The 16,865-nt window shown below is 63.1% G+C and carries 15 protein-coding genes; 3 read left to right on the top strand and 12 right to left on the bottom strand.

All coding sequences use genetic code 11. From position 1 onward, the window contains the following. Nucleotides 1-5: 5 nt before the first annotated feature. Nucleotides 6-1,490 carry an SDR family oxidoreductase gene (locus F0P96_RS01225; protein ID WP_151076925.1) on the bottom strand — a complete coding sequence of 495 codons (1,485 nt, stop codon included), beginning with the start codon at nt 1,488-1,490 and terminating at the stop codon, nt 6-8. Nucleotides 1,491-1,597: 107 nt separating this feature from the next. Here F0P96_RS01225 and F0P96_RS01230 point away from each other — a divergent pair, with 107 nt between their 5' ends. Both F0P96_RS01230 and F0P96_RS01235 read left to right on the top strand, forming a co-directional pair. After that, a complete protein-coding gene (locus F0P96_RS01230) occupies nt 1,598-3,268 on the top strand; it encodes an ArnT family glycosyltransferase (protein ID WP_151076926.1) in 1,671 nt (556 codons plus the stop codon). Nucleotides 3,269-3,404: 136 nt separating this feature from the next. Next, complete coding sequence (locus F0P96_RS01235) at nt 3,405-4,325, top strand: T9SS type A sorting domain-containing protein (RefSeq protein ID WP_160620056.1); 921 nt, start codon at nt 3,405-3,407, stop codon at nt 4,323-4,325. A gap of 67 nt (nt 4,326-4,392) precedes the next feature. Here the strand turns inward: F0P96_RS01235 and lysA are convergent, their stop codons facing one another. Beyond that, nucleotides 4,393-5,535, bottom strand: a complete 1,143-nt coding sequence (lysA, locus tag F0P96_RS01240) for a diaminopimelate decarboxylase (RefSeq protein ID WP_151076928.1) — start codon at nt 5,533-5,535, stop codon at nt 4,393-4,395. Nucleotides 5,536-5,601: 66 nt separating this feature from the next. Continuing rightward, the gene (locus F0P96_RS01245) at nt 5,602-6,939 is read right to left on the bottom strand and encodes an aspartate kinase (protein ID WP_151076929.1); all 1,338 of its coding nucleotides are present in this window, start codon (nt 6,937-6,939) and stop codon (nt 5,602-5,604) included. A 534-nt stretch (nt 6,940-7,473) separates the two neighbouring features. On the opposite strand from F0P96_RS01245, the gene F0P96_RS01250 reads away from it, so the two are divergent. Further along, nucleotides 7,474-8,343 (top strand): DUF2911 domain-containing protein, encoded by an 870-nt coding sequence (locus tag F0P96_RS01250; protein WP_167291134.1) that lies wholly within the window; start codon nt 7,474-7,476, stop codon nt 8,341-8,343. Between the two features lie 70 nt (nt 8,344-8,413). Here F0P96_RS01250 and F0P96_RS01255 read toward each other — a convergent pair whose 3' ends face one another. The 9 genes from F0P96_RS01255 to F0P96_RS01295 all read right to left on the bottom strand — a co-directional run bounded on the left by F0P96_RS01255 (nt 8,414) and on the right by F0P96_RS01295 (nt 16,840). Further along, a complete protein-coding gene (locus tag F0P96_RS01255; protein ID WP_151076931.1) occupies nt 8,414-9,928 on the bottom strand; it encodes an FAD-binding oxidoreductase in 1,515 nt (504 codons plus the stop codon). A 139-nt stretch (nt 9,929-10,067) separates the two neighbouring features. Next, nucleotides 10,068-10,424 (bottom strand): hypothetical protein, encoded by a 357-nt coding sequence (locus tag F0P96_RS01260; protein ID WP_151076932.1) that lies wholly within the window; start codon nt 10,422-10,424, stop codon nt 10,068-10,070. Between the two features lie 7 nt (nt 10,425-10,431). Further along, nucleotides 10,432-10,815 carry a DUF1493 family protein gene (locus F0P96_RS01265; RefSeq protein WP_160620055.1) on the bottom strand — a complete coding sequence of 128 codons (384 nt, stop codon included), beginning with the start codon at nt 10,813-10,815 and terminating at the stop codon, nt 10,432-10,434. An 89-nt stretch (nt 10,816-10,904) separates the two neighbouring features. Then, a complete protein-coding gene (locus F0P96_RS01270; RefSeq protein WP_151076934.1) occupies nt 10,905-13,010 on the bottom strand; it encodes a glycoside hydrolase family 97 protein in 2,106 nt (701 codons plus the stop codon). Between the two features lie 71 nt (nt 13,011-13,081). After that, entirely contained in the window at nt 13,082-13,531 is a 450-nt protein-coding gene (locus tag F0P96_RS01275) for a GNAT family N-acetyltransferase (RefSeq protein WP_151076935.1), read from the bottom strand. A 75-nt stretch (nt 13,532-13,606) separates the two neighbouring features. Further along, on the bottom strand, nt 13,607-13,789 hold the full coding sequence (locus F0P96_RS01280; protein WP_151076936.1) for a hypothetical protein: 183 nt from the start codon (nt 13,787-13,789) through the stop codon (nt 13,607-13,609). 50 nt (nt 13,790-13,839) lie between these two features. Then, a complete protein-coding gene (locus tag F0P96_RS01285; protein ID WP_151076937.1) occupies nt 13,840-14,604 on the bottom strand; it encodes a slipin family protein in 765 nt (254 codons plus the stop codon). Between the two features lie 244 nt (nt 14,605-14,848). Further along, nucleotides 14,849-15,445, bottom strand: coding sequence for a hypothetical protein (locus F0P96_RS01290; protein WP_151076938.1), 597 nt, complete (start codon nt 15,443-15,445; stop codon nt 14,849-14,851). A gap of 33 nt (nt 15,446-15,478) precedes the next feature. Then, on the bottom strand, nt 15,479-16,840 hold the full coding sequence (locus F0P96_RS01295) for a M28 family metallopeptidase (protein ID WP_201743895.1): 1,362 nt from the start codon (nt 16,838-16,840) through the stop codon (nt 15,479-15,481). Nucleotides 16,841-16,865: the final 25 nt, after the last annotated feature.

Raw genomic sequence — 16,865 nt, forward strand, 5'->3', positions numbered from 1 at the left:
GGCTCTCATGAAGCAATCCGCGCTGGCACAGCGGGCCCGGCTTGCCCATACTGCACGATGTTCTCAATCATGCCCTTGAAAATGACGAAGTGAAAGGGCACCAGCGCGTACCAGTACAGCCGCCCGGCCAGCCCGTCGGGGCGGAACGCGGCCAGCTGCTCCAGCGTGTGGGTGCCGTCGGCGTTGGGCAGAATGCGGAACTGCAGCCAAGCCTCGCCGGGCAGCTTCATTTCGGCGTAGAGCAGCAGGCGCTGGCCGGCGCGGTCGGCCACGAGCACGCGCCAGAAGTCGAGCGGGTCGCCCGGGCGCAGGTCGGTGGGGGAGCGGCGGCCGCGGCGCAGGCCCACGCCGCCCACGAGCTTGTCGAGCACGCCGCGCACGCGCCAGAGCCAGTCGACCTTGTACCAGCCGCGCTTGCCGCCTAGGCGCCATACGTTGGCCAGCACCTCTTCGGGCGGGCGTGCAAAGGCCAGCGTCTGGCGGTCGAAAAACATGCCGTGCTGCGGAATCTGCACGTAGTCCATGTAGTTTTTGTCGGCCACGCCGCTGCTCACGGCGTCTTTCCAGCTGCTCACCACCTCGTTTTGCTCGATGCGCTGAAACGCCAGCTGCAAGGCGGCCTCGTAGCTCATGCACGCGTGCGGCACGGCAACCTCGATGCTGCATTTGGGGTCGACCACGGTATCGTTGCGCAGCGAATCGACGAGGCTACGGGCCAGCGAAAACGAGGTGCGCGTGACCAGAAACAGCCACCACGACGAGAGCCGCGGCGTGAGCACCGGCACCGTGACGATGCGCCGCCGAAAGCCGCGCTGCCGGGCAAAACCCTCCAGCATCTGCTTGTAGGTCAGCACGTCGGGTCCACCGATGTCGAAGGCCCGGCCGTAGCAGGCGGGGTTGCCGAGCACGGCCGTGAGGTAGTGCATCACGTCGCGCACGCCAATGGGCTGGCAGCGCGAGTTGAGCCAGCGCGGCCCAATCATGACCGGCAGCTTTTCCACCAGGTCGCGGATGATTTCGAACGAGGCCGAACCCGAGCCGATGATGATGCTGGCCCGCAACACGGTGGCGCGGGCGCGGGCCGCTTGCTGCAGGATGTGCTCGACGCCCTGCCGGGAACGGAGGTGCGTGGAGAGGTGCGCGTCGTTGGCAATGCCCGAGAGGTAGACCACCTGCCGGATAGCGGAGCCGTCGAGGTAGCGCACGAAGTTGCGGGCCGACTCCTGCTCGGCGCGGTAGAAGTCCGTGCCGTTGGTGCTCATCGAATGCACCAGGTAATACGCCGCGTCGAATTCGGTGGGCAACTGGCGCAGCGTGTCGGGCTGGCGCAAATCGGCGCGCACCACCTGTACCCGCTCCTGCAGCGCGGGCGGCAGCTCGAAGCGGCGCGGGTCGCGCACGAGGCAGGTGACGCGGTGGCCGGCTTGCACCAGCAGGGGCAGCAGGCGCTGGCCGATGTAGCCGTTGGCGCCGGTGAGCAGGATTCGCATGCGGGCTCGGGCAAAGGTGAACTATTCCGAAACCACCCGGCGGGGCCGATGTTCAGCACCCGGCCCGTTTGCGCTACTTTTGTCGCCGCTCTACGTTTGCTCTGCCTATGGTTCCGGTTCCGATGTCTTCCCGCGTGTGGTTGTGGCTCCTGTTGGCGGTATTGGGCGGGGCTTTTCTAATCAACCTCGGGGCGTGGGGCGTACTCGAAAGCAGCGAGGCCCGCTACGCCGAAATCGGGCGCGAAATGCTGACGGGGCGCGACTGGCTCCACCCGCGGCTGCTGGGCATTCAGCACTTTCACAAGCCGCCCTTGACGTATTGGCTCACGGCCATCGGGCTGGCGTTGTTTGGCGGCAGCGCGGCGGCGGTGCGGGTGCTGCCCGTGCTGGCCGTGCTGGCCCAGGTAGGATTGGTGTACGGACTCGCCCGCTTGGTTTTCAACGGCGACGTGCGCCGGGCCCTGGCGACGGCCGTGGTGTACGGCACGTTGCCGGTCGTGCTCATTTCGGCCCTCAACGTAACCACCGACGCCTACCTGGCCACGCTGGAGCTGCTGGCCGCCTATGCCTTTGTGCGCTACCATTACACGCCGGGCGAAAAGCGCGCCGCCGGCTGGCTGTACCTCGGCTGGGTGGCGCTGGGGCTGGGGTTTCTCACCAAAGGCCCGGTGGCCGCCGTGCTGCCGCTCATGGCCGTCATCAGCCTGCACCTCACGCCCGGCGCGCCCCGCCGCGCCTGGAGTGCGCAGCACTTGCTGGCCGGGGTGCTGTTTGCCCTCGTGGGGCTGAGCTGGTACCTGGTGCTGGTGGCCGACAACCCCGCGTTTCTGCGCTATTTTCTGTTTGAGCACACCGTAGAGCGGTTTGCCAACGCCGCCACATTCAACCGCAGCAAGCCGTGGTGGTTCTACCTGGTGCTGGCGCCGCTGGGCAGCTTGCCGTGGTCGGCGGCGCTGCTGACGGAAGTGGTGCGCACCGGCTGGCGCGGCTTGGGCCGCCGCTGGCAAATGGTGCTGCTGTGGTGGGTGCTGGTGCCGCTGCTGTTTTTCTCGCTTTCCAGCTCCAAGCTGCTGCTCTACGTGCTGCCCATCTTTCCCGGCGTAGCCCTGCTGACGGTGGAGCTGCTGGGCCGCCGCACCGATGCCGTGCTGCTGCGCTGGTACGTGGGCTTCGTCGCGTTTTTTGGGCTGGCACTCGGGGCGCTGTGTTTGCTGCCGGTGCTGGGCCCGCAGTTTGGCATCAGCGTCAGTCCGTTCACCACCATCTGGCCGGCGGCGAGCATCGTGGTGCTCATTCTCACGCACATGTTTTGGGACGAAGTGCGCATTGCGCCCCGGCTGCTGGTACTCGCAGTCGTTTTCACCGCCGGCCTGTTGGTGAGCGTGAAGCCCGTGCTGGCCCAAATTGAGCTGGAAGCCAACGGCAGCCGACCCATTGCCCGGCGGCTGCAAGCCCTGCGCCTCGACACCCGCCCGGTGCTGGTATACAACGAGTTGCTGCCGTCGTTGGCCTTCGAACAGCAACGCCTGCCCGTGTCGCTCTACGACGGGGAACACACCCTGCGCCGCGAAACCCAGTTCGAGCGTGATGCCCAATGGCGCCGCACGTGGATTGACCTCACCAACCCCGCCGATACCGCCGCGCTGGGCCCGCTGCTGCGCCAGCATGCGGTGGTGGTGTCGAAAGGCGAGCTGCCGGCCGAGCGGCAATGGCTGGTGCGCGGCCTGCCGCAGCACGAGCACGTGGGCGAGTGGCTGATTTACTACGGCGGCTGGTAAAAAAGCACCTGCCGGGTAACCCAACTAGGTTGCTTATCATTATTCCTGCAACTTGGGCCGTGCGGTATGCTTGATGCTAGCTGCATGCCGAACTCAATTGCCCAACTACACCAACCTGCAACCCAACATCAGTCTTATGAAACAGAATTTACTGCTGCTGTGGTTGCTGCTGGGCGGCATTGCGAGCCAGGCGCAAAACGGTTTGTGGGCACCGGCCGGGGCGCATTGGGCCTATACGTTTTCTTCCATGAGCGGCACCCCGGCTGTACTTCACCTCAGCTATGTCGGCGAGGGAAATTACGCCGGCCGCCGCTGCCAGAAACTGGTACGGGCCATCAAAACGCAGGCCGGAGCGCCGCAAGGGGGCGTCGATACCGTCTATACCAGCGCCGATGCCAACCAGGTTTCGGTGTATGCCAACGGGCAGTTCTACAAACTCTACGATTTCAGCGCCGCCGTCGGCGACACCTGGACGTCGGTTTCCAACGGCTCGGGGCAAAGTTGGTGCGTGCCCGCTGCGGTTACTGTAACCAATACCGGGCAGCAGGTGGTGGCCGGGCAAATGCGGCGCTGGTTCACGGCTACCTATCGTTTAACCGGTATTCCCGTTGACCTGACCTGGGGGCCCGTCTACGAGGGAATTGGGCCGTTGAGCGGCTTTGTCTCGCCGCCGGCTGCCTACAACGTATGCGGCCGTATTCTCACCGCGGCAACGGGTGAGTTGTTGTGCTTTGGTACCAGTGGGCAACCTGGCCTGTACAGCGCGGCTACCGCCACCAATTGCAGCAGCATCCTGATGAGCGTTGCGAAGCGCCCGGCAACCACCAGCACCGTTGCCTTTCCGAACCCAAGCACCGGCAACGTAAGCCTGACCGTACCAGCGGAGTACCGGTCAGCGGCAGCCACGGTGTACGACCTAACGGGCCGCCAGTGCTGGCACGGGCCCCTGCCCACCGCCGGAAAACTCGATTTGCGGGGTTTGCCCAAAGGCGTATACCTGCTGAGCGTGGCCAAGGCTGGAATGCCCACGCTCACGCAACGTTTGCTGCTGCACTAAAACGGCTTGAACGTACGCCCAAGAGCACCGTTACGAGCCGTAACGGTGCTCTTGGGCGTTTTCCGGTCTACACGTACACCGCCGGCGCCAGGTCGCGCAGGTTGTAGCGCGAGGCCATAACCTCGCCGTACGCACCGGCCGTGCGCAATACCATCACGTCGCCGCGGCGGGTTTCGGGCAGGGGCACGCGCCGCCCAAACGTATCCGACGACTCGCAGATGGGCCCGACCACGTCGTAGAGTTGTTCCGCGCCTTGGCCGGTGAGGTTTTCGATGAGGTGGAAGCTCTGGTACAGCGCCGGCCGAATCAGCTCGGTCAGGCCCGCGTCGAGAATGGCAAAGCGGGTTTGCTGGCTTTCTTTCACATAGAGCACCCGGCTCACGAGCGTGCCGCACTGCGCCACCAAGGCGCGGCCTAGCTCCACGTGCACCTGCTGGCCCGGGCGGCGCTGTAGCAGGCGTTCAAAAATCGAGAAGTAGGCCTCGAAATCGGGTACCAGCTCGGCGTCGGGCTGCTGGTAGTTCACGCCCAGTCCACCGCCCACATTGAGGTGCGCCAGCGGCAGGCCGCGGTGCTCAAACCAGGTTTGCAGCTCGTTTACGCGGTGGCAGAGCGTCTCGAACACGCTCAAATCGGTAATCTGGGAGCCGATGTGCACGTGCAAACCCACCAACTCGATGTTTGGCAGCGTGGGCAGCAAGTCCACTACGGCGGGCAGCTCGGCCATGCCGATGCCGAACTTGTTGGCCTCCAGCCCGGTGGTAATGTAGTGGTGCGTGCGGGCGTCCACGTTCGGGTTCAGGCGCAGGGCCACGCGGGCGCGGCGGCTTTGCCGACCCGCCAACTCGTTGAGCACCTGCAGCTCGGCCCCCGACTCCACGTTGAAGCACCAGATATCGGCGGCCAGCGCGAGGTTGATTTCAGCGTCGGACTTGCCCACACCGGCAAACACAATGTGCTCGGGCCGAAAACCGGCTTCGAGGGCACGGTGCACCTCGTTGCCGCTCACGCAGTCGGCCCCGATGCGGTGCTCGTGCATGAGGTGCAAAATGGGCAGGTTGGCGTTGGCTTTCAGCGCGTAGTGCACCTGAATGTGGCGCGAGCGGGCCGCGTGCTGCGCGGCCTGTACCGTGCGGCGCAGCAGGGCCAGGTCGTAGAGGTAAAAAGGCGTGGGCCGGCTGGCCAGGTCCGACGGCAATGAGAAGGGCATAGAGCAGAGGGCAGGAGGGAGGCAACGCCGGAGACGAGCCGCCAAACAGAGATGAACAGGCAGACGCTACACCACGGCCGGGCGCGCAAACAGGCCGGCGTTCAGGGCCTTGAGGGCGCGGGTTTTGTCGGGGGTGTTGATGAGCAGGCTGATGTTGTTGGGCGAGCCGCCGTAGCTGATCATGCGCAGCGGAATGTTGTGCAGGGCCTCAAACACCTGGCTGGCGGCGCCGTGGGCGTCCTGAATGAGGTTGCCCACGAGGCAGATAATCGTCTGGTTCTCGTCGACTTCCACCGAACCGAAGCGTTGCAGCTCGGCCACAATTTCGGGCAGGTGCGCCGCGTCGTCGATGGTCAGCGACACGGCCACTTCCGAGGTGGTAATCATGTCGATGGAGGTGCGGTGCCGCTCAAACACCTCGAAAATAGCCCGCAGAAACCCGTGGGCCAGCAGCATCCGGCTCGACTTTACCTTGATGGCCGTCAGCCCGTCTTTGGCCGCCACGGCTTTGATGGCCTCCTGGCCCGTATGGGCCGAAATGAGCGTACCGGGCGCCTCGGGCTGCATGGTGTTGAGCAACCGTACCGGAATGCCGTGCTCCCGCGCCGGCAGCACCGAGCTGGGGTGCAGAATCTTCGCCCCGAAATAAGCCAGCTCGGCGGCCTCGTCGAACGACAGCTCCCGAATGGGGTAGGTACCTTCCACCACGCGCGGGTCGTTGTTGTGCAGCCCGTCGATGTCGGTCCAGATCTGGATTTCCTCGGCCTGCGCCGCCGCCCCAATCAGCGAGGCGGAGTAGTCGGAGCCGCCGCGCTTGAGGTTGTCGATGCTGCCCTGCGCGTTGCGGCAGATGTAACCCTGCGTGATAAACAATTCCACTTCCGGGTACAAGGCTAGCTGGGCCGCCAGGTGCTCCCGGATGTAGCCCGCGTCGGGCTCTTCGTCGTGGTCGAGGCGCATAAAGTCCAGCGCGGGCAGCAGCACGGCCTGCTCTTGGCGGATGCGGGTGAGGTAGAGGTGAAACAGGCGCGTGCTCAGCAGCTCGCCCTGGGCCAGAATGACTTTTTCGCCGGCCACCGACAGCGGCTGGCGGGTGAGGTTGAAAATGCTTTTGAACGAGTCGTCGACCAGCTTCAGGCCTTCGGCCAGCGCCTCCTCGTTGGGCAGCAGCTCGCGGGCTACGATGTGGTAATGCTGGCGCAGCACCTCAATCTGGAGCGTGCCGGCGGTCAGGTCGCCCTCAAAAAGCAGCTTGGCAATGTTGACCAGCGCGTTGGTGGTGCCCGACATGGCCGACAGCACCACGATGCGCTGCTGGCCCGCCGGGGCCTGAATCAGGGTAGCTACGGCGCGCATCCGCTCGGCGGTACCGACGGACGTGCCGCCGAACTTGAGAACTTTCATGGAATCAGCGAAAGGAAGGAGGCTGGGAAACGCAACCGGCGGAGCAGGCTGCTTAGTGAAACGCATAAAAAAAGCGCCGGTTCACTGGGGACCGGCGCGGTTACTTAAAGCAGGGCAAGTAGCAGGAAATGGCGACGGTCAGGTACGGGCGGGTTTCACGCGTTTAGCGCATTTGCTTTTCTTGCTCGATTTGCACGCGCCGGCCACCGGTGCCTTGCAGCACTGGCCCACCGGGGCGAAAAGCGAAGAAAAACGAACGGCCGCAGCTGCCATAGCGAAGGCGAAACGCGGACGCGGGAAAAAGTGCGCGCCGGTTTGCAGCCGCAAGTACGGACATAATCCAGAAAATTCCAGCGCGGAGCGGCAAAATCAGCCTGCTGAGCCGGGGCGTCCGGCGTGTTATTTGCGGAGGCCACGCCGCTGGGTTTGCCGGGCCCGCGCGGTATACTTGCGCCCTCAGCCCCGGCACTAGCTCACTGCCCGCACCGTCCGTTTTTCCCTTTCTTTCCCCGTATGCGCCCTTTCTGTACCCGCATGATGCGTTTCCCCTCCCTTCTCCTGATTGCCGGCTGTTTGAGCGGATTGCCTACGCTTTCGGCGCAGGCCCAGCAACAGCTCAGCCTGCCCGCCATGAGCCCCGCCGTGCACCTGCGGCAAGCGTTTTCCACCTCCTACATCGACCTGAACTACTCGCGGCCCTCGAAGCGCGGGCGCGAAGTATTCGGCAAGCTGGAACCCTACGGTAAAGTGTGGCGCACGGGGGCCAACTCCTCCACGCGCATCAAGTTTGGCGAAGAAGTAAAGCTGGCCGGGCAGGTAGTGCCCGCCGGCACCTACGCCCTCTTCACCATTCCCGACCCGAAAGAGTGGACGGTGATTCTGAACAAAGACACTTCGCAGTGGGGCGCCTACGACTACAAGCCTCAACTAGACCTGCTGCGCGTGAAAGTGAAGCCGACGGCGCTGGCGGCTCCCGTCGAAACCTTCGCCCTCACGCTGGAAAACCTACAGCCCGAAGCCGCCGACCTAGTCATGCGCTGGGACAAAGTGCAGCTGAGCGTGCCCATCACGGCCGATGCCGATGCCCGCGTGATGACGCAGATTCAGGAGGCCATGAAAACCGACAAGAAACCTTACTTCGCGGCGGCGCAGTACTACTACAGCACCGACAAAGACCTGGGCCAGGCCGTGAAGTGGATGGACGAAGCCATTAAGCAGGAGCCCAAGAGCTACTACTTCTACTACTGGAAGGCCAAAATGCTGCAGAAAGCCAAGCGCAACGCCGAAGCCACCGCGGCCAGCAAGCAGTCGTTGGAGCTGGTGAAGGCCGAGAAAAGCGCCCCGTTGCAGGAAGAATACGTGCGCCTGAATCAGCAGCTGATGGCCGAGCTGGCCAAGAAATAGCCGCGCCCGAACACCAACAGCCGGGGCCGGATGCTACTGCGTCGGGCCCCGGCTGTTTTATGCTTGGCCATTAGTGAGTAGCCTGGGCTACTGCGGCGGGTACTGGTTGGGGTTTGTAGCGCTGATAGAAGTAGTTCTGAAACACTTCCTGCGGGTCGTACTGCAGCTTTTTCTGGAAAAAGGCGTCGGCCATGGGGTAGGCGGTGCGTAGCTGGGCGGGCGTGGCGTGCAGGCGGTAGGGTAGGTAGTAGGTACCGCCAAGCTGGAGCGCGGCCGCTGTCAGCTCCTGCGTCAGAGGCTGCATCTGCTGGTCGGCTTCGGCGGTGGCGGGCTGGTCGAAGAACATTACGAAGGCAAACATTTCCTCATCGGCGTAGCGCATGAAGGTGTCCTCGTCGCGGTACACGTTGCGAATGGTGACGTTGAGCAGATTGGTCTGGTGCCGCGGCACGATGCGCTGCAGCTGCTGCACAAACCGGTAGAACTGCCGGCGCGGAATGAAGTACTCGTGCAGAATATCGGTGCGCCCGGCCGACTGGTTCAGGTACAGCTCGGGGTTTTCGTTCATGATCTGGTTGCGCGACACTTCCTGGCCCACCATCAGGCGCGAAAACAGCTGCTCGGCGTTCCAGCGCAGCTCTTTGCCGTAGTCGTCTTCCTTCGAGCTGAGGAACACGGCCCGTTTGGTGGCCGCAAAGCCAGGGTCGGTGAGGGGTTGCTGGCGCGTGGCGGGCCGCTCGTAGGCAAAGTAATTGAGCGTGGCGTGTTCCAGAAACTGCTCCCGGTTCACGTTCAGGCGGCCGTACACCATGCGCGCCTGCGGGTTCTGGTCGACGTGGCGGCGGTAGGCCGCGTCGTAGCCGGCGGCGGGCACCGGCACGCGGTGGTAGGAGTACACCTCGTTGGGCACGGTTTGCAGCTGCACGTCGAGTAGGATGCCGAACAAGCCGTAGCCGCCCAGCACCAGCCCGAACAGCTCGGCGTTTTGCTGGCGGCTGCACGTCACCACCGCGCCGTCGGCTTTCAGCAGCCGAAAGGCCTGCACCGTGGCCGCAATGGGCGGGCGGTTGTGCTGCCAGCCGTGGCAGTTCACGCTAATGGAGCCGCCCACCGAAAAGGCGTTGTCGGACTGCATGGTGGAAATGGCGCGGCCGTGCCGGTTCAGGTACGGAATGATGTCGGCCCACAGCGCGCCGGCACCCACCGTGAGCGTGCCCGAAACGATGTCGAGCCGCATGTGCCGGAACGGGCGCATGTTGACCTGCATACCGCCCGGCGCAATGGTGTGGCCGCCCATGCTGTGCCGCGCCCCGGCAATGGACACCGGCAAGTGCCGCGTGCGGGCTTGCGCGAGCAGTCCGCGCAGCTGCCGCAGGGCCTGGGCGGTGTCGGCAGCCACCGGCACAATGGTGTCCATGCGGGTTTGGTTGAGCCGGCTCACGTCGTCGGCGTAGCCGCTGGCGGCGGCGGGGAGGTTGTGCTCGTCGTGCCGAATGGCCTGAATAAGGTGCGCGCCGGGCCGCAGCAGCACGGCGCCGAGCAGCAGGCCGGAAAGAGTAAAGCCGTAGAGGAATCGTCGTTTCATTGCGGAGATAAGCGCCCGACGCCGGGCAGCACCGGGCTAAACGCCGCGAAGCAGCTTGGCTGTATGTATGGGCGGGCTAAATGGCGGAAAGCGGTTCGGCAGGGCCCGGTATACCCGTTGCCAGTGCGTTGCTTGGGGCTCAGCTCGCGCGCCCGGTTCGCAGCAGGGCAATGGCCGCCGCGGGGTCTTCGACTTCGATGATGAGCTGGTCGTACTCCTCGCGCACCAGCTCAACGACAATGGCGTTGCGCTTGCGCAGCACGTCCCAGAAAATGCGGCGGCCGTCGAGCAGGTAGGTGCCGGCCGTAAACACGCCCGGAATGCTCGTGCCGGGCATGCGCCAGCCTTTCCACCAGCCGCCGAGCGCGGCAGGATCCTGGCGGGCCGAGGTGACGTGCGCGGCCGGAACCCGCAGGTAGCTTTTGAGCGCCCAGAGCTTGTGCAGGCCTTGCACGTCGAAAAGAAAGGTGTCGCCTTCGCGGGTGATGCGAACCATAAGGGAGTTAATGAAGCAGGGCTTTTATCAGTTTGTAGCCTAACCAAAGCGACAATGCGCCAACCAGAATATTGTTGATGAGAATATCATAGCGCCACTTGGGCACACGATGCGGGGGGTAGTCAAGGTCCCACGCTCCTTTATTAGCAAAATCAGCCAGCATGGCGGGCGTTACGGGTATTCGCTTAACGCGCTCGTAAGGAGGCTGTAAAATGGAGCCGCCAATGTCGAGGCCGCCGCCTTCTTCGTCGGTATGAAAGTACCAGAGGTAGCCGCTCATATCCACTGAAAAGGCCTCGGCATACTTTTCCATCAGTTCGTGGAAATCATCACCAGCAACTCCTACGTCAGCCAGAATGTCGGAAGTTGGTTCTACGGTGTCGCAGTCCAAACTATTCTGTAGCCAGCAAGCCACGTCCGCTGCAGAGTGTAAGGGTGACATTGAAGCCAGTTCAATTTTACAGGGTTTATCAGCTCATCTTACTTCGCCGCCGGCTTGAAGCTCACCGCCGCGCCGCCGCCCGGCGCCAACTGCAGCTGCAGCGTCGATTTGCTGGTCACGGTCTGCCGGCGAATCTGGTAGCTCATGGGGTTCTTTTCCCAGTCGGCGCCCTTGCCGTCGGCGTAGATGGTGGCCTCGTACTTGCGGCCGGGCGCGAGGAAATCCAGCTTCACGGTTTGCTGGCGGGCCTGCTCGTCGGTAATGGCGCCGAGGTACCATTCCTCCTTGCCTTTGGCTTTGCGGGCGGTGGTGATGTAGTCGCCGGGCTCGGCCTGCAGAATGCGCGTGTCGTCCCAGTCCACGGCCACGTCCTTGATGAACTGGAAGGCGTCGAGGTGCTGCTCGTAGGCTTCGGGCAGGTCGGCGGCCATTTGCAGGGGCGAGTACATGGTTACGTACAGGGCCAGCTGCTTGCAGAGCGTGGTGTGCACCTGCCGGCCTTTGTTCTGGGCGGGGTTCCAGCTTTCGAGCTTGATCTGGAAGATGCCGGGCGTGTAGTCCATGGGGCCGCCCATGAGGCGGGTAAAGGGCAGGATGGTTTCGTGCTCGGGCGGATTGCCCTCGCTCCAGGCGTTGAACTCGTTGCCGCGGGCAGCTTCGGCGGCCAGCCAATTGGGGTAGGTGCGGTGCAGCCCCGTCGGCCGCACCGATTCGTGCATGTCGACCATGATTCGCCGCTCGGCCATGTGCTGGGCGGTGCGGTTGTAGTGGTTCACCATCCACTGGCCATCGTGGAATTCTCCGCGCGGGATGATGCGGCCCACGTAGCCGGTTTTTACCGCGTCGTAGCCGTGCGCGGTCATGAAGCGCAGGGCCTCGTCCTGCCGCCGCTCGTAGTTGGTGACGGCGCCGGAGGTTTCGTGGTGCATAATCAGCTTAACGCCCTTTGCGGTGGCGTACTGCTGCAATTCGTCCACATTGAAATCGGGGTAGGGTGTCACAAAGTCAAACACTTCCTCTTTCTGGTTGCCGTACCAGTCTTCCCAGCCCACGTTCCAGCCTTCCACCAGCACGCTCTGCAGGCCGTGCCGGGCGGCAAAGTCGATGTAGCGTTTCACGTTGGCGGTGTTGGCGCCGTGGCGGCCGTTGGGTTTCAGCGCGTTCCAGTCGGTGTCGGCCAGCTTGATGTTCGACACGTCGGCGTAGTTCCAGGAGGCCTTGTTGACGTGCATTTCCCACCACACGCCCACAAACTTCTGCGGCCGAATCCAGCTTGTTTCGGTCAGCTTGCTCGGCTCGTTCAGGTTCAAAATCAGCTTCGAAGCCAGCACCTCGGGCGCTTTGTCGCTTACCACCACGGTGCGCCAGGGCGTGTGCTCGGGCGTCTGCAGGTACGCTTTGATACCTGCCGGACCGGGCACCAGGTGGCTGCCGAGGCCAAAGGTTTGCAGGTTTACCGAGAGCATCAGGGCCGGGTAGTTCACCAGCGCGGCCTCGTGGATGTTCACGTACAGTCCGTCGTCCGATTTAAGCATCAGCGGCGTTTGCACCGTGGTGGTTTCGGCCCGCTGCTGAATGGGCGTGATGCGCGTGGTGTTGACCTCGCTCAGGCGCGAGGTGGTATAGACGTACTCGTTGGAATCGTAGTCGCCCGGAATCCAGAACGCTTTGTGGTTGGCGGGCAGGTTGAACTCGGTGCGCTCGTCCACCACGTTGAAATAGCTCAGGCGGGGTTGCTGGGGCCATTCGTAGCGGAACCCCAGGCCGTCGTCGAAGAGGCGGAAGCGCACCCGCATGAGCCGCTGCTCGGGGCCGGGTTGCTGCAGCGTCACCAGCAGCTCCCGGTAGCGGTTGCGAATCTGCTTCACCTCGCCCCACACCGGCGCCCACGTTTCGTCCTGCTGCGCCGAGTCGATTTTCACCACCGTCAGGCCCGCAACGAAGCCCGGCTGCCCCTGAATGAGTACGCCGAGCCGGCTGGGCTTCAGCACTGGGCGGCGCCCGAAATCCAGCTGATAAGTCGGCTCGCCTAGGGCATTGAGGCTGAAGCGCAGCGCCAACTTATGCGAAGGGGAGTGCAGGGTCTGGGCGTGGGCGGTCAAAGCGAGCAGCACGGCCGCCAGCAGGAGGGCAAAACGATTCATAGGCGGGCAAGGTACGCAAAGCGGCAACTGACTTTAGTCCCGAAACAGCCGCTTGCGTACCGCGGTTGTGGTCAGTCGATGAAGTGGGCCCGCTTCCAACCGTCGGACGACAACTCAAACCGTACTTCGCCGCTGCTGGTGTGGCCGGTGTGCTGCCAGCCCTGGCGCCGGTAAAATTCTTCGGCCCGGGTGCCGGGCGCGGTGCTCAGCCACACCGGGTGCTGCGTCTGCGCGAAATACCAGTCGAGCATCAGGCGGTGCAGCTGTTTGCCGATGCCGCGGGCCGCGTGGTTGGGGTGCACAAACAGGGCCCAGATGTTGTGGCCGAGCAGGTCGGCCACGGCAAAGCCGGCCACCGCGCCGTCGGTTTCGCAGAGCCAGCCTTTGCCGCGCCGGGTTAAGTAGTCGGCATAATCGGCCGCCGTAATCAGTGCCGGGTTCGACAACGCATTTTCCCGCACCGCCAGCCGCACGCGCGACAACGCAGGAATGTCAGTCAGGAGGGCTTCGCGGTATAGCATTCCAGAAGGGCTTCGGCCAACGCGGATGGTGCGTTTCGCCGCCGCAAGATACCAGCCGCGGCCCGCTACGCGGAGCTACCGCTCGGTCTCCTCCGGCGGGAGTCGGTAGGCCGTCACGAGCAGCAGCGTGGCCAGCGGCCCGAGCAGCAGCGAAACCAGAAACCAGTTCAGGCCGCTGCGGTCCTTGCTTTGGGCCAATCCGGCGTTCAGCCGGGCCAGCGTGCCCCAACCAAGGGTGTATTCGTTGTCGATAGGCATGCGGCAGGAAATCTAGTGGCGGAGAATGAGGTATTTGCCTGGGTGCGAACTTAGCCGTTGTCCGGTTGGCTCATCATCTTGGTGAGGCTCTTGGCGGCGCTGGTAAACTCCGAGGGTACCATGATTACCGTCGTGGTATTGTTGTCGATGCCGATTTCCGACAGCATCTGCATGCGGCGCAGTTCCAGCGCAATGGGGCTTTCCTCCATCTGTTTGGCGCCCTGCGTGAGCTTAATAGAGGCTTCCAGCTCGGCTTCGGCTTTGATGATGCGGGCGCGCTTTTCCCGAATGGCCTCGGCCTCGCGCGCCATGGCCCGCTGCATGGATTCGGGAATTTCCACGTCCTTGATTTCCACCATCTCAATCTTCACGCCCCAGGGCTCGGTGGCGGTGTCCACAATCTGCTGCAGCGTCTTGTTGATCTGCTCGCGCGACTTGAGCACCTCGTCGAGCTGGTGCTGGCCGATGATGTTGCGCAGCGCCGTGACGGAGAGCTGGTACACGGCTTGGTTGAAGTTGGCCACTTGAATAATGGCTTTGGCCGGATCAATCACCCGAAACCACAGCACCGCGTTGACCTTGATGGTAACCGAGTCTTTGGTAATGGTTTCCTGCTGCTCCAAATCCACGGTTTTGGTGCGCATGTCGATGGTCTGCTGCCGCTCAATGAGCGGGATTATCCAGTACAAACCGGGCCCGCGCACGCCGGTAAAGCGGCCGAGGCGGAACACAATGGCCCGCTCGTATTCCTGCGCAATGCGCAGGCCCGTTAGGAAGATGACGAAAACGATGCCGGCAATCAGGAGGAAGTCCATGGCAGTGGGACGAAAGAGGTAAATGTTTCGTCCGCTGCGGTTGCAGGCGCCGTGCCACACAAGCGGTTTGTCGGTCAGCTAAGCTCTGCCGGATTGTAAGTGCCTGGTGTAGGGTTAATTATTCGTTGAAATGTATGACGAGAACTATATCGAGCATGCAGGTCATTCAGTGCCACCTTTCCAAAATGAAAGGGTGGTTTTCATTCCGGTGTGCCAGCCGCGTCGGAATAGGCTCGTCTGTGCATCAAGCCAGTTGGAAATGCGGGCTGTTGACTTTGACGAACTGGAGCCGCGTTGCCCGAATCTGTGGTTCCAGTCGCTCAAACTCGGACGCAATGGCTTCGAGTTGTTTTTCCGTACCGGCTTGTTGTGCTTCTTGAATTAGGTCAACCATTTCATTGCAACCCATTAGCGCATACGCGTTGCACACCTCGTGCATCTGCTCTTCCACAGCCCGGCGCTCCACCTCACTATCGAAGGCAAAGACCTTGTCGATGTCGCCGATGCCCAGCGCACCTTCGAAAAGATACAGGTGATACACTGCCCGATGATAAGGGGAGAGTGCAGCTACCAGTGCTTCCTGCTTGTTCCACCCGTTCGCCCCGTCGGCTTCTAGGTGCAGCCTCTCCAGAACTTTGTGATACAGCTGCTCCAGCAACAGAAAATCACTGGTTGCCTCGCCGATCGTTTGGACCGTAACGGGTGGTAACGCAATGCCCAGCTCAATACGGGCCTGATGATAAAGAATAGAATCGGGGTTGTTCGCCTCCTTGAGTAACTCCTGGCGCTTGTACTGCTCTTTGAGCCGCTTGCGCAGCTCCTGCTGAGATTCTTTAGCCATTGATAAAAGCTTAACGGGTGAAGCAGTGCTGGCTTATCGCACCGGCCGCGGCAGCACCGGCAGGCTCTCGTGGCCTTGCTCATCAACAGCGGCCACGGCGAAAATATAATTGTCTTTGCTGTGCGGCAAATCGGCGGTGAGGCCCTGCACCGGGAAGCGCTGCTGCCACACCGGCGAGGTGGTTTCGCGCATAAGCACCACGTAGCCGGCGGGTTTGCGGCCGGTGGCAGGAGCCTCCCATTTCAGCTCGGTGCGGTTGGTGAGGTTGGCCGTGAGCACGCCCACGTTGGTGGGGGCGGCGGGTGCCAGGGCCAGGCTGGCCATGGTGGCCAGGTTTACGCCGGTGTTTTTGCGCAGGTACTCGTAGTCCACGTACTCGGGCAGGTCGCCGTAGGGGCGGCCGTTTTCGGTGCGCAAATCCTGGTGCTGGTGCGTGAAATCCTCGTTCATCTCGGAGAAGCGCACGGCGGCGTAGCCCTGCTGGTTGAAGGGCGTATGGTCGCCGCCGCGCAGGAACCGGTCGGGGCGGTACTCCAGGGCCACGGTGTGACCGGGCACGTACTGCTCACCGGTCTGCTTGGCGTAGCGGGCCAGCTGGCGGCTGGGCGAGTCGTTTTCGGCCGAGAGCTGGCGGCGCAGTTGGGCCTGCTCGGGTGTTTCGTTGGCGGGCACACCTTCGCTGAACACGCGCACGTGGTTGGGGTCGTGCAGGTCCGGGTCGTGGCCGTGCGAGTTGCCCACGATGTCGTTGTTGAGCATGCCCACCACGTTCCAGTTCAGCGCCTTGGCCTTCTTGGCAAGGTAGCCTGAGCCGAGCAGGCTTTGCTCTTCGCCCTGCACGGCCACAAACACGAGGGTGCAGGGGAATTTCTGCTTGCTCATCACGCGGGCCATTTCCATCACCACGGCCACGCCCGAGCCATCGTCGTTGGCGCCGGGCGCATCGGCGGTGCGGTTCATCACGTCGGTCACGCGCGAGTCGAGGTGCCCGCTCACGATGAACACGCGGTTGTCGGCGGGGTCGGTGCCGGGCAGCGTGGCCATTACGTTGGCCATGAGCGTTTTCACGTCTACGCGGCGGCCGTCGGGCTTCAGCGTGAAGGTATCCTGCTCCACTTTCAGGCGGCCGCCGCCGGCCTTGCTGTACTTCCTGAACTCGTCTTCGACCCAGCGCCGCGCCGCGCCAATCCCGCGTTTCTTGTCCTTGGTGTCAGACAGCGTATGGCGGGTGCCAAACGACACCAATTTGTAGATGTCGTCCTTAAGGCGGTCAGCCGAAATTTCGCCCACCATTTTCTGAATGGCAGGGTCGGTAGCCGGGCCCGCCGACGCGCTTTGAGCACGAGCAGCAACGGGCAGGAAAGCAGCAGCAAGCAGCAGAATCGGGAGCTTCATAGAGGCAGGTCGGATTGGGACGCCT

Source organism: Hymenobacter busanensis (assembly GCF_008727865.1).
GTDB classification, from domain to species: domain Bacteria; phylum Bacteroidota; class Bacteroidia; order Cytophagales; family Hymenobacteraceae; genus Solirubrum; species Solirubrum busanense.